General features: G+C 69.8%; 12 protein-coding genes. 3 read left to right on the forward strand and 9 right to left on the reverse strand.

Annotated elements, in window-relative coordinates; translation table 11 throughout:
- The first annotated feature begins 29 nt into the window (after positions 1-29).
- Positions 30-1298, forward strand: coding sequence for a DEAD/DEAH box helicase (locus ACIPR8_RS02085; RefSeq protein ID WP_446540015.1), 1269 nt, complete (start codon positions 30-32; stop codon positions 1296-1298).
- Between the two features lie 54 nt (positions 1299-1352).
- Here ACIPR8_RS02085 and ACIPR8_RS02090 read toward each other — a convergent pair whose 3' ends face one another.
- The 4 genes from ACIPR8_RS02090 to ACIPR8_RS02105 all read right to left on the reverse strand — a co-directional run bounded on the left by ACIPR8_RS02090 (position 1353) and on the right by ACIPR8_RS02105 (position 4408).
- Complete coding sequence (locus tag ACIPR8_RS02090; RefSeq protein ID WP_132865576.1) at positions 1353-1688, reverse strand: DUF6172 family protein; 336 nt, start codon at positions 1686-1688, stop codon at positions 1353-1355.
- Between the two features lie 82 nt (positions 1689-1770).
- Positions 1771-2442, reverse strand: coding sequence for a class I SAM-dependent methyltransferase (locus ACIPR8_RS02095; RefSeq protein WP_446540616.1), 672 nt, complete (start codon positions 2440-2442; stop codon positions 1771-1773).
- Positions 2443-2465: 23 nt separating this feature from the next.
- On the reverse strand, positions 2466-3122 hold the full coding sequence (locus ACIPR8_RS02100) for an SGNH/GDSL hydrolase family protein (protein WP_446540016.1): 657 nt from the start codon (positions 3120-3122) through the stop codon (positions 2466-2468).
- A gap of 5 nt (positions 3123-3127) precedes the next feature.
- Complete coding sequence (locus ACIPR8_RS02105) at positions 3128-4408, reverse strand: pyridoxal phosphate-dependent aminotransferase (RefSeq protein ID WP_446540017.1); 1281 nt, start codon at positions 4406-4408, stop codon at positions 3128-3130.
- 253 nt (positions 4409-4661) lie between these two features.
- Here ACIPR8_RS02105 and rsgA point away from each other — a divergent pair, with 253 nt between their 5' ends.
- Together rsgA and ACIPR8_RS02115 are read left to right on the forward strand one after the other, a co-directional pair.
- The gene (gene rsgA / locus ACIPR8_RS02110; protein ID WP_132865573.1) at positions 4662-5759 is read left to right on the forward strand and encodes a ribosome small subunit-dependent GTPase A; all 1098 of its coding nucleotides are present in this window, start codon (positions 4662-4664) and stop codon (positions 5757-5759) included.
- Between the two features lie 23 nt (positions 5760-5782).
- Complete coding sequence (locus tag ACIPR8_RS02115) at positions 5783-7054, forward strand: flavohemoglobin expression-modulating QEGLA motif protein (RefSeq protein WP_446540018.1); 1272 nt, start codon at positions 5783-5785, stop codon at positions 7052-7054.
- Positions 7055-7060: 6 nt separating this feature from the next.
- On the opposite strand, the gene ACIPR8_RS02120 is transcribed toward ACIPR8_RS02115, so the two are convergent.
- The 5 genes from ACIPR8_RS02120 to ACIPR8_RS02140 all read right to left on the reverse strand — a co-directional run bounded on the left by ACIPR8_RS02120 (position 7061) and on the right by ACIPR8_RS02140 (position 12449).
- On the reverse strand, positions 7061-8299 hold the full coding sequence (locus ACIPR8_RS02120; RefSeq protein WP_446540019.1) for an FAD-dependent oxidoreductase: 1239 nt from the start codon (positions 8297-8299) through the stop codon (positions 7061-7063).
- A gap of 88 nt (positions 8300-8387) precedes the next feature.
- Positions 8388-9593: a sodium/glutamate symporter gene (gene gltS / locus ACIPR8_RS02125; protein WP_192287606.1), complete on the reverse strand. Its 1206-nt coding sequence runs from the start codon at positions 9591-9593 to the stop codon at positions 8388-8390.
- A gap of 119 nt (positions 9594-9712) precedes the next feature.
- Positions 9713-10108, reverse strand: coding sequence for a RidA family protein (locus ACIPR8_RS02130; protein ID WP_192287605.1), 396 nt, complete (start codon positions 10106-10108; stop codon positions 9713-9715).
- Between the two features lie 25 nt (positions 10109-10133).
- Positions 10134-11570, reverse strand: a complete 1437-nt coding sequence (locus ACIPR8_RS02135) for an N-acyl-D-amino-acid deacylase family protein (RefSeq protein ID WP_446540020.1) — start codon at positions 11568-11570, stop codon at positions 10134-10136.
- A 3-nt stretch (positions 11571-11573) separates the two neighbouring features.
- Positions 11574-12449, reverse strand: coding sequence for a MurR/RpiR family transcriptional regulator (locus ACIPR8_RS02140; RefSeq protein WP_132865568.1), 876 nt, complete (start codon positions 12447-12449; stop codon positions 11574-11576).

Consider the following 12449-nt stretch of genomic DNA (forward strand, 5'->3'; position numbering starts at 1 on the left):
CATCCCGTCTTTTCCCGGAATCCCGTTCGATGCCTTTCTCCCAGCTCGGCCTCTCGCCCTATGTGTTGCCTGCGTTGCAGCAGGCACTGCAGCAGGCCGGCTATGCCGCACCCACGCCGATCCAGCAGCAGGCGGTGCCGCTGATCGTGAAAGGGCGTGACCTGGTGGCGTTGGCGCCGACCGGTTCGGGCAAGACGGCGGCCTACGTGCTGCCGGCGCTGCAGCGTTTCGCCATGGGCCAGGCGCGCAAGCCGCGCCCGCTGCTGCAACTGGTGCTGGTCCCCACGCGCGAACTGGCGTTGCAGGTAAGCGATGTGTTCAACACGCTGGGCCGGCAGATGGCGCGTCGGCCGCACCTGGTGTGCGCGGTGGGCGGGGTGTCGATCAATCCGCAGCTGATGGCATTGCGCGGCGGCGCCGACATCGTGGTGGCCACGCCCGGGCGCCTGCTCGACCTGGTGGCGCACAACGCGCTCTCGCTCGGGCAGGTGCAGCTGCTGGTGCTGGACGAAGCCGACCGCCTGCTCGAGCTCGGGTTCGGCGACGAGCTGCGGCAGATCCTGGCCGAGCTGCCGGTGCGCCGGCAGACGTTGCTGTTCTCGGCGACCTTCCCGCCGGATATCGCGGCGCTGGCCGCGGCCGGCCTGCGCGATCCGCAGCGGGTGGAAATCCGCGACCAGGCACAGCCGGAGATCGCGCAGCGGGCGATCCGCGTCGATGCGGGCCGGCGCGGTGAGCTGCTGTTGTCGCTGCTGGACGACCCGGGTTGGACACAGGTGCTGGTGTTCGTCGGCAGCCGTCGTGACAGCGACCGCCTGGCCGCGCAGCTGCGTGCCGCCGACATCAGTGCGCAGGCGCTGCATGGCGACCAGTCACAAGGACGGCGCGTGCGCATGCTGCAGGATTTCAAGGACGGCCAGCTGCGGGTACTGGTGGCCACCGACGTGGCGGCGCGTGGCATCGACATCGCGCGTCTGCCGGTGGTGGTGAATTACGAGCTGCCGCGCTCGCCGGCCGATTACCTGCACCGTATCGGTCGAACCGGCCGTGCCGGCGAAAAGGGCCTGGCGGTGAGTTTCGTCGATGCCGATGCGCTGGCGCATTGGCGCCTGATCGGCAAGCGCAACGGCATGCAGGTGGCGCTGGAGGAACGGGACGGCTTCGCGCCGAAGGACGCACCGGTGCAGGCCAGCGTGGTGGCCGCCGACAACGGCGGCATCAAGGGCCGCCGGCCGAGCAAGAAGGACCGCCTGCGCGCGGCGGCGAATGCCAGGCCGGATCCAGCCCCGAACCCGTAGGGCGGAGCCATGCTCCGCCGGGGCGTTGCCGGGCAGGGCCCGGCACGACCGGTTTCAATCCTCGAAATCGCTTTCCGGCGAGGTTTCCGGGGTCGGCTCGGGCTTCGGGCGCGGGGTGCGCTTGCCGGGCCTGCTGACCACCTCGACGTAGAACTGCGTGTTGCCGGCGGCCACCAGTGCGTCCACCGCGCGGATCAGGGTGCCGAATTCCACCGGTTCGGCGCTGGCTTCGTCGACGCCGGCCTTGCTGTCGAACTCCCAGACATCGGCACCGGCGGGCAGGGTCTTGCCGCGCTCGCGCTTGATGTACTTGCGGATGTCGTGCTTGCTGGCTTCCAGCAGGCGGTCGGGATGCTTGCCTTCGATGTCGAGGCGGTAGGTTCTCTTCACGTGGATCTCGTTGGTGTGCCGGCCCGGTCGGGCGGCAGGAATGGAATGGGGCGATTATCGGCGCAAACGGCTGAGTCGTGCCTCAACTGCGTTGCGCCACCACCAGCCAGTTGTTGAACGGGGTACGCCCGTACAAGGGGGTGATGCGCACCGACAGCCCGGCCTGCTGCAGTTGTGCCTGCAGGCTGTCGGCGTCGGGGTAGTGGCGGGGACGGAACTGCATCCAGCCGATCAGGTGGGCGGCACGGTCGCCCAGCCGCGAGATCCGCCCGCGCCGGGTGTGGTCGGCCAGCGCCATGCGCATCACCAGCCGGCTGTCGTCATCGAGCATGGCCGCGGCACGTTGCAGCAGGTGGGCCTGGGCCGCGGCCGGCAGGTACTGCAGCACGTCGAGGATGGCCACGCTGCCGCGGTGCTCGGGCAAGGTGGTGGCCAGGTCCATCCGTTCGAAGCAGGTGGCGCCCAGGCCGCTGCGTGCGGCTACGTCACGGCCGCGGTCGACCTTGGCCGCGTCGTTGTCCACGCCGCGATAGGGCAGGTGCTGGCCGTCACGGCGCAATGCGTGGGCCAGCAGGCCCAGCCCGCAGCCCATGTCCAGCACCGGCGCGCGGGTGCCGCGCAGGGCGTCCAGCACGCCGGGATACAACGGGTCGCTGCGCAACTTGGAGAGCGTGTAGTAGTAGTCCCAGCGGTTGCCCCAGGGCCTGACGGGGGCGAAGGCGCGGGCGATGGCGCGGGCATCCTCGGCCGACAGGGCTGCCTTGGCACCGTGCCCGGTCACGCGGCGGGGGGCGCCTTGAGCAGTGCGCTGGCCACCGGCAGGGCCTGTTCCATCCAGCGCCGGTACATCCGCGCGGAAGGGTGCAGCCCGTCGTCCGCCAGCATCGCCGGTTCCGCGCCGCCGTCGCGGCTGGCCGGGGTGATGTCGACGAAGGCCACGCCGTAATCGCCGCAGCAGGCATGCGCGGCGGCGTTGAAGTCATCGATCTCGCGGGCGACCTGCGCCGCGTCGCGGCCGTTGTGCTGCGCATACGGGGTGAAACCCCAGTCCGGCGTGGACAGCACCAGCACCCGCGCCGGATTCTCGTCGGCCAGCGCGATCGCGCGCTGCAGCAGTTGCTCGAACTGCTGCCGGTACTCGGCTAGCGGGCGGCCGCGGTACTGGTTGTTGACCCCGATCAGCAGGCTGACCAGGGCATACGGGCCCTGCGGCGCGGCGGTGTCGATGGCCGCGGCCAGCTCGTCGGTGGTCCAGCCGGTGGTGGCGATCACCTCCGGGTCGGCCAGCGCGATGCCGTCCGCGCGCAGCGCGGCGGCCAACTGGAACGGCCAGGTGCCTTCGGTCGGCACGCCTTCGCCGATGGTGTAGGAATCGCCCAGCGCCAGATAGCGCGGTGCGGCCGATTCGATGCTGGCCCCGGAGATTCCGCTCACGCGGCTCACCCTGCGCGGGCGACGGCGGCGCGGCCCTTCAGCGGGACCACCTTGGTCACCGCTTCGGCACGGCGGGCCAGCAGCTTGTCGATGCGGCCGAATACCTCGCGCATCACGCCGGCCTCCGGCAGCAGGGTCACGCGGAAGTGGTTGCGGTAGGGCACGTTGAAGCTGGAACCGGGCACCACCAGCACGCCTTCCTCCTCCATGAGCTGCAGGGCGAAGTCGTGGTCGTCGAAGCCCTGCGCGGCCGGGCCGACCACCGCCGGGAACGCATACAGCGCGCCGGACGGCGCGACCAGTGACAGGTGCTCGCTGGCGGCGCAGGCGTCGATCACCGCACGGCGGGTCTCGTACAGGCGACCGCCGGGCGAGCACAGCTCAGTGATGGTGTCCGGGCCGTTGACCGCGGCCTCGATGGCGTACTGGCCGGGCACGTTGGCGCACAGGCGCAGCGCGCTGAGCAGGTCCAGCGCGGCACGGAACTCCCCCAGGCGCTCGGCGGCGCCGGACAGCAGCATCCAGCCCACGCGCCAACCGCAGGCGCGGTGCACCTTGCTCAGGCCGCTGAAGGTCAGGCACGGGTGGTCACCGGCCAGCGGTGCGACCGGCTGGAACTGCGCGCCGTCGTAGAGGATCTGGTCGTAGATCTCGTCCACCATCAGCAGCAGGTTGTGCTTGCGGGCGATGGCGACGATCTTCTCCAGCAGCTCGCGCGGGTAGCTGGCGCCGGCCGGGTTGTTCGGGTTGATCAGCACGATGGCGCGGGTGCGCGAGGACACCAGCGTCTCGATCTCCACCGGGTCGGGCAGGAAGCCGTTCTCCGGCTTGCAGCGGTAGTAGACCGGGCGGCCGTCATTGAGGATGGTGGCCGCCGACCACAGCGGGTAATCGGGGGAAGGCACCAGCACTTCGTCGCCCGGGTTGAGCAGGGCACGCAGCGACAGGTCGATCAACTCGGACACACCGTTGCCCAGGAACACCCGGTCGGCCACCGCATCGGGGGCGCCACGGCGGGCATAGGCGGCAGCGATCGCCTCGCGTGCCACCGGCAGGCCCTGCTGGTGGGTGTACGGGTCGGTGCGGCCCATGTCGTCGGCGATGGCGTGCTGCAGGTGTTCCGGTGCACGGAACCCGAAATTGCCGGGGTTGCCGATGTTCAGCTTGATCAGCTTGCGGCCCTGGGCCTCCAGCTCGCGGGCTCGCCGGGCCAGCTCACCACGGATCTCGTAGCGGACTTCGGACAGGCGTTCACGGGTGGCGAGCGGTTTGGCGGGGCTTGACATTTCTGCAGGGCCATCAAGGGCATGGAGCCTGCATGGTAGCGGAATTGTTGCGTTGCGGGGCGAAGGTTCCAACGCGAACCAACGCCCCGTGCCGCAACCGTTCCGAAGGGCTTCCCCCTCCCTTGCAGCGCAGCGGAAGGGGAGGGCCGGGGAGGGGGCGCTCTGGCCGTGGCCGTCGCCGTTCCCCCTATCTTCCAGCGCAACGGAAGGGGCGGGTCCGGGAGCGGTCGCTCTGGCCTTGTAGAATTGCCCGATGACAGAAGCCTTCGATTTCACCCCGCTCCGCAGCATCGGCTGGCCCTGGCCCGGCGCTCCCGAGGACCCGGCCTGGCAGGCCGCTTTCGCCGCGCACCCCCAGGCCCGGCCGGGGCGGGTGATCGAACAGCATCGTTCCGGCTACGTGGTGGCCGACGCGCCGGAGCACAGCCTGAAGACCGAATCGCCGCCGGAATGGCAGCGGCCGCGCTTCCCCAGCCACGAGCGCGCGGCGGTGGGCGACTGGGTGCTGCTGGACGGCATCCGCATCGTCGCGCTGCTGCCGCGGCGCACCTCGATCAAGCGCGGCGCGGCCGGCGAGCATTACCACCAGCAGGTGATCGCGGCCAACATCGACACGGTGTTCATCGTCTGCGGGCTGGATGCGGACTTCAACCCGCGCCGCATCGAGCGCTACCTGTTGCTGGTGGGCGGTGGTGGCGCGGCACCGGTGGTGGTGCTGACCAAGGCCGACCAGACCGAGTACAGCGAAGACGCGCTGGCCGTGCTGGAAGACCTGGCCGCCCAGCAGATCCCGCTGCTGGCGATCAACGGCAAGGACCCGGCCAGCGTGGCCGCGCTGGAGCCCTGGCTGCAGCCGGGCAACACCGTGGTGCTGGTGGGCTCGTCCGGCGCCGGCAAATCCACGCTCACCAACACGTTGCTGGGCGAAGACCGGATGAAGACCAACAGCGTGCGCGAGAACGATTCGCGCGGCCGCCACACCACCACGCACCGTGCGCTGATGCCGCTGCCGACCGGCGCCTGCCTGATCGACACCCCGGGCATGCGCGAGTTGAAGCCCACCGGCGAGGAAATGCTTTCCGAGGGCGGCTTCGCCGACATCGAGGCGCTGACCACGCAGTGCCGTTTCCGCGATTGCGCGCACCAGCAGGAACCTGGCTGCGCGGTGCGCGAGGCGATCGAGAACGGCGAGATCGAAGAGAGCCGGGTGCTGAACTACTTCAAGCTGCGCGAGGAAGTGGCCATCGCCGCGGCCAAGCTGGCGCAGCGCCAGGCCGAGCAGGCCAGCGAGCGCAGGAACACCGGCCGTGGCGCGCAGTGGCGCCCGGTCGGCAAGGGCAAGCGGCGCTGAGCGTCGCGGCCGGTGACGGGGCAATGTTCGAGGCAACCATGGGCAAGACCATCCGCAACCACGACCCGGCCATCACCCACCACGCGGCACTGGACGCGCGCATGGTGGAGGCGGTGCGCGGCATCCGCCTGCTCGGCCTGACCAGCTGGCCGGCATCGACGCAGGCGCCGTTCCTGCAGAGCGTGGCGCGTGGCCGGCCCGAGCTGCCGCAGGTGGCCTACCCCCGGCTGGATTTCAGTGATGCACGGCGCGAGCTGGACGCGATCCTGGGCCAGTGTGATGGGAGCCACCCGCTCGGTGCCTACGTGCAGGACTCCGCGCGCAGCTGGGACCTGGCCGCGCGCCTGCTCGAAGCGCTGGGAACGCCGGAGGTGGACCGCTACTCCACCGAACTGTTCGGCGTGCCCGAGCAGCCGATGCCCGGCAACGGCCCGACCACGCGCGAGGCCGCACAGCACTTCATCCAGATCGCGCAGGAGCTGGACCACGAACTGCTTGCCCCCGAGGAGCAGGTGCCGGTGTCGTCCATCGCGCTGCAGTTGCAGCTGCAGGGGGACCTGGACGACTTCTTCGGCGGGCGGGTGATCAGCGTCGAACTGGACCCGGCGCTGATCGCCAAGGCCGCCGCCGGCGCCACCCGCATCCGCGTGCGCACCAGTGCCTGCTTCAGCGCCTATGACCGTGCGCAGCTGTTCCACCATGAAGCGCTGGTGCATTCGCTGACCGCGCTCAACGGCCGCGAGCAGGCGGTGCTGCCGAGCCTGGCGTTGTCCTCGCCGCGCATCACCACCACCCAGGAAGGCCTGGCCACGTTCGCCGAGCAGATCACCGGCAGCATCGACATCCAGCGGCTCAAGCGCATCAGCCTGCGCATCGAGGCGATCGCGATGGCGCGCGACGGGGCCGACTTCATCCAGGTGTTCGAGTATTTCCGCCAGGCCGGGCAGACCGCCGAGGAGAGTTTCTCCTCGGCCCAGCGCGTGTTCCGTGGCGTGCCTACCGGCGGGGGCGCGGCCTTCACCAAGGACACGGTGTACCTGCGTGGCCTGGTGGCGGTGCATACCTTCTTCCGGCAGATGCTGCGCGAGGAAAAGCTGCAGGTCTGCCGCTGGCTGTTCGCCGGCAAGATGACGCTGGGCGACGCGCAGGCACTGGCGCCGCTGTTCGAGGCCGGGGTGCTGGCACCGCCGCGCTGGCTGCCGCACTGGATCACCCGCGCCAATGGCCTGGCCGGCGCGCTGGCGTTCTCGCTGTTCGCCAACCGCATCCGCATGGACCAGATCGGCGAACGCTGACGCGGCTCAGGGCGCGCCGAGCAGTTGGCTGACCGCGCGTTCGCCGCTGCCCATCGCGAGGGTCCAGCCGAGCATGCCGTGGCCGATGTTGCAGCCCAGCCCGTCGCCGAGGTTGCGGATGATCGGCGAGGTCCACGGCGTGACCGGGCGCAGGCCCGCCCAGCGGCTTTCGATGCGTGTGTAGTCCGCCGCTTCCGGCAACGAGGCCTCGGCCATGGCGACCAGTTGCGCCATGCGGGTCGGATCAGGCGTCGGGTCCCAGTCGTTGAGGTCGGCCAGGCCGGCCACGCGGATGCGCTCGCCCAGCCGGCAGAACACCAGCTTGCGCTTGGTGTCGGTGATGCTGACCTGCGGCGCGTTGGCCCCGCAGGGCGCGGTGAACGAGTACCCCTTGATCGCCATCACCGGCACGCGCATGCCGGCCGGCCGCAGCAGGCGCGCGCTGTCGATGCCGGCGCAGACCAGCACGCGCGGTGCCTGCGCCCGGCGCCCGTCGGCGGCCTGCAGCTGCCATTGGCCGTCGCGGCGCTGCAGGGCGCGGGTGTCGAAGTCGAACGCGGCCTGCACCGGATACTGTCCGGTGAGGATGTCCAGCAATCCGGTACTGAACAGGTAGGGGTCGCCGGCTTCCTCCTCGGGCGAGTACACCGCGCCGGCCAGCCACGGCGCGCCGTGCAGGGCCGGTTCGATGCGGCGTGCCTCCTCGGCATCGACCAGCCGCTGGTGCACGCCGTAGGGCTGCTTCAGCGCGATCATGCCGGCCGCGCCCTGCACGCCGTCGCTGCTGGGATACAGGTGCAGCTTGCCGGAGACGACGTGTTCGAAGGCGATGGGATGGCGTTGCAGCAAGGCCTGCATGGCCTGGCGCGATTCCAGCGCCAGTTCCAGCGTGGCCAGCGTATTGCGGCGCAGTGCACCGGCATTGGCCTGGCGCAGGAACGACAGGCCCCAGCGCACGAAGTCCAGGTCCGCCGACCAGTGCGTGCGGAATGCGCCGTTGCGGCCGAAGGCCATCTGCGGCAGCTGCCCCCACGTGGCCGGGCCGGCCATCGCGTCGGTGTAGACGTAGCTCAGCTGCGCGCCGTTGGCGAAGGACGTGCCCAGCGCAGGACCGGCGTTGCGGTCCACCAGCAGCACCGATGCGCCGCGCCGTGCAGCGGCGTAGGCACTGGCCAGGCCAACCACGCCGGCACCGATGATGATCAGGTCATGGCCGGTGGCAAGGGGGGCAGCGGATGCGGTCATCGGGGGAAACGCACGCGGTGGACGGAGTTGGCCATTGTCGCGCCAACCCGCGCCCATGGGCACGGGTGTGGCGCACGGAACCGGCCGCTCAGTGCGGCCAGAAGTTCAGGAAGCCGGTGATGATCAGCGCGTTGATGAAGTCGATGAAGAACGCGCCCACCAGCGGTGCCACCAGGAATGCACGCGGTGCCGGGCCATAGCGCTGGGCCAGGCGGCGCATCACCGCCATCGCGTTGGCGGTGGTGCCGAGCATGAAGCCGATGAAGCCGCCGCCCATCACCGCCGCGTCGTAGTCGCGGCCCATCAGCCAGTAGATCGGCACCGCGAACAACGCGACCACGGCCACCTGGATGACCAGGTTGACCAGCAGTGGCAGGCCCATGCCGGCCAGTTCCCACAGTTTCAGGTCCATCAGGGCGATGGCCAGGAACAGCGCAAGGCAGATGTTGCCGATCAGGTCGGTGGTCGGCACCGACAGCTTGACCCAGCCGGTGTAGTCGTCCACGTTGCGGATCACCGCGCCGACCAGCATCGCGCCGATGTAGGTGGGCAGGGTCAGGCCGATGCCTTCGAAGCCCTTGCCGACCCAGACGCCCAGCCACATCGCCATCAGCAGCACGACGATGCTCTTGAGTGCGTCGAACTCGCGGGCCGATTCACTGGGGTAGCGCACCACCACCGATTCCTCGGCCAGCTGCTCGGCTTCGGTGACCTTCTTGTTCGGGTGCTGCACCTTGAAGCGTTGCATCAGCACGGTGATCACCGGGCCACCCACCAGGCCGCCGCAGATGATGCCGGCCATCGCGGCGGTGACCGCCAGGCTCTCGGCACCGGCCAGGCCTGCCTTCTCGAACAGGGGCGCGAACGCCAGGCCGGTAGCCGGGCCGCCGGTCAGCGTGGCCGAGCCGGCCAGCACGCCGAACATCGGGTTCAGGCCGAACAGTTTGGCCACGCTGATGCCGATCAGGTTCTGCAGCACCGCGAACACGCTGCCGATCAGCAGGAACAACATCACCTGCTTGCCGCTGACGCGCAGCAGGCGCACGCTGGCATTGATGCCCAGGGTGGTGAAGAAGGCCACCATCAGCGGTGTCTTGAGCGTGGTGTCCAGCTCGAACAGCGTGGTCTGTTGTCCATGGGCCCACCACACCGCCAACGCGACCAGCAGGCCGCCAACCACCGGTTCAGGCAGGTTATAGCGGCGGAAGAAGGGGATGACGCGGCACAGCGCATATCCCGCGAACAGCGTCAGGCCCGCGAAGGCCACCGTCTGTACGGCATCAAGATGGATCATGGGCAGGCCCCTCAACCAGACAATCCGCGACTTTGTCGTGACTGGCGGCCAAGATCAACCCGGGCCCGATGGCACTGGTCCCTCCCGTGCCGGCGTGTATACCGGTACGGGCAGCGGATTCAGCGTTGCGGGCGCTTGTAGGCCACGCAGTCCACTTCCACCTTGCAGTCCACCACCATGCGGTTCTCCACGCAGGCGCGGGCGGGCGGGTGCTCGCCGAAGTAGTGCTTGAACACGCCGTTGAAGGCGTAGAAGTCGCGGGCATCGTCCAGCCAGACGCCGCAGCGGACCACGTGCTCGGGGCCATAGCCGGCCTCGGCCAGGATCTCCAGCACGTTGCCGATGGCCACGTGGGCCTGTTCGGTGACGGTGCCGCCGACCAGTTCGCCGTTGCGCATCGGCACCTGCCCGGACACGTACAGCCAGCCATCGGCCTGGACCGCGCGCGAGAACGGCATGTGCTGCTTGCCCTGGCCGACGCCGCCTTCGGCGCCATAGCGTGTGATGTCACTCATGGGGGGTTCCTCGGTTGGATTGCAATCAGGGGGCCGGCGCCGGCTCGGGGCGGATGAAGCGGCCCGGCCGGGCGACGACCTGCCGGCCGTCGTAGGCCAGCTGGCCGTTGACCCAGACCGCGGCGATGCCTTCGGCCGCGCGGATCGGGTCGTGGAAGCTGGCGGTGTCGCGGATGCGGGCCGGGTCGAACAGCACCAGGTCGGCCCACCAGCCGGCACGCAGCTGGCCACGCGCGCCCATCGCGAAGCGCGAGGCGGGCAGGCCGGTCATCTTGTGCACGGCGGTATGCAGCGGGAACAGCTGTTCGTCGCGTGCGTAGTGGCCGAGCACGCGCGGGAACGTGCCCCACAGGCGCGGGTGCGGTCGGGGATCGCGCGGCAGGCCGTCGGAGCCGATCATGGTCAGCGGGTGGGCCAGGATGCGGCGTACGTCGGCCTCGTCCATGCAGTGGTAGACCGCGCCGGCCGGCTGCAGGCGGATCGCGGCGTCCATCAGCGACAGGTTCCAGTCGGCGGCGATCTCGGCGAGCAGGCGTCCGCCCTGGCCGGGCTCGGCCTCGGACCAGGTGATCAGGATGTCGTAGGCGTCGGTGACCTGCTTAAGGTCCAGCGTCGAGGCGCTGGCCGCATAGGGATAGCAGTCGCAGGCGACATCCTGCGTGGCCGAGGCGGACTGCAGGGAATCGAGCACCTGGTGGCTGCGGCCCCAGTTGTCGATGCCGGCGCACTTGAGGTGCGACACGCGCACGCCAGCCTGCGGGGCCCGCGCCGCGTCGAAGGCTTCCTCCATCGCGGCCAGGATGCCGGCGAATTCATCGCGCAGATGGGTCGCATACAGGCCGCCGGCCGGCAGCTCGGCGGCCAGCTCGGCCACTTCGGTGGAGGGGGCATCGAAGGCGGAGGCATAAGCCAGGCCACTGCTCAGGCCCAGTGCGCCCTGCGCCAGGCTTTCGCGCAGCTGTGCGCGCATGGCGCTGATCTCGGTGGCGCTGGCGGCACGGTCCAGCCGGTCCATGTGGTTCTGGCGCAGCGCGGTGTGGCCGACCAGTGCGGCCACGTTGACCGCCGGCCGGGCGTGCTGCACGGCATCGCGGTAGCTGGCGAAATCGGCGTAACGGAAATCGTCGGCCTCGCCGAGCAGGTTCATCGGGTCCGGCACCTCGCCGTGGATGCGCACCGGGCTGGCGCTGATGCCGCAGTTGCCGACCACCACGGTGGTCACGCCCTGGGACAGCTTGCTGCGCATGTCCGGGTTGCGGATCACCTCCAGGTCGTCGTGGGTGTGCACGTCGATGAAGCCGGGCGCTAGCGCCAGCCCCTGCGCGTCGATCACCTCGCGGGCCGGGGCATCGAGCTGGCCGATGGCGGCGATGCGGCCATCATGGATGGCCAGGTCGGCGTGGACGCCGGCGGTGTCGCTGCCATCCAGGACCAGCGCGTTGCGGATCAGTACGTCATGCATGGATCAATCACCCAACGGCAGGCGCGAGTCGCCGCCACGGTGGCGGTCCAGCGCCAGCTTGATGCGGCGCAGGTGCTCGTGGTTGGCATTGGCGCCATTGAGCGCGGTGGTGGTGGAAAGCACGTCGATGGCCAGCATCATCGCGTAGCGCGATGCCGAGGGCTTGAACACGAAATCGGTCTCCTCGATCTGGATCGGCAGCAGCCAGTCGCTGCGTTCGGCCAGCGCGGTGTCGGCCTGGGTGATGGCGCCCACGCGCGCGCCGTAGGTACGCGCGATGTCCACCGCCGAGACGATTTCCGGGGTGATGCCGCTGACCGACAGGGCCAGCACCAGGTCGTCCGGGCCGAGCGTGGCGGCGATGATCTTCATCATCAGCGCATCGCTGCACGCCGACACCGGCCGGCCGAAGCGCACCAGCCGGCTCTGCAGCTCCTGCGCGAACACGGTGGAACAGCCGCCCAGACCGAAGATGTGGATCATGCGCGCGCTGCACAGTGCATCGGCCAGCGCCTGCACCACGTCTTCCTTCAGGTTGGCGATGTTGTGGCGCAGGCTTTCCTGGATGTCGTCGCAGATCTGCGCGTACAGCGCCGACACCGGCGGTGCGTTCTGCTGTTCGAGGAAGCGCTTGCCGACCGCGCTGGCCGAGGCCAGTCGCGCGCGCAGTTCGCGCACGTGTTCGCAGCCCAGCGCCTTGGCGAAGCGTGAGATGGCCGCGGCGCTGACTTCGGCGCGTTCAGCCAGTTCGCTGACGCCGTACTGCGCGGCGGCATCGACGTCGGCGAGGATGGCGTTGGCGATGCGGGCTTCCACCGGGCTGAACTCATGCAGCCGCTGGCGCAGTTCGTAGACGATGTCGAAGGTGTTCTGGGACAT

Source organism: Stenotrophomonas sp. LARHCG68 (assembly GCF_052871705.1).

Coding starts and splice junctions, on each gene's coding strand:
- ACIPR8_RS02085 (WP_446540015.1), top strand. CDS start 30: ATGCCTTTCTCCCAGCTCGGCCTCTCGCCCTATGTGTTGCCTGCGTTG.
- ACIPR8_RS02105 (WP_446540017.1), bottom strand. CDS start 4,408: ATGTCAAGCCCCGCCAAACCGCTCGCCACCCGTGAACGCCTGTCCGAA.
- rsgA (WP_132865573.1), top strand. CDS start 4,662: ATGACAGAAGCCTTCGATTTCACCCCGCTCCGCAGCATCGGCTGGCCC.
- ACIPR8_RS02115 (WP_446540018.1), top strand. CDS start 5,783: ATGTTCGAGGCAACCATGGGCAAGACCATCCGCAACCACGACCCGGCC.
- ACIPR8_RS02120 (WP_446540019.1), bottom strand. CDS start 8,299: ATGACCGCATCCGCTGCCCCCCTTGCCACCGGCCATGACCTGATCATC.
- gltS (WP_192287606.1), bottom strand. CDS start 9,593: ATGATCCATCTTGATGCCGTACAGACGGTGGCCTTCGCGGGCCTGACG.
- ACIPR8_RS02130 (WP_192287605.1), bottom strand. CDS start 10,108: ATGAGTGACATCACACGCTATGGCGCCGAAGGCGGCGTCGGCCAGGGC.
- ACIPR8_RS02135 (WP_446540020.1), bottom strand. CDS start 11,570: ATGCATGACGTACTGATCCGCAACGCGCTGGTCCTGGATGGCAGCGAC.
- ACIPR8_RS02140 (WP_132865568.1), bottom strand. CDS start 12,449: ATGTCCCAGAACACCTTCGACATCGTCTACGAACTGCGCCAGCGGCTG.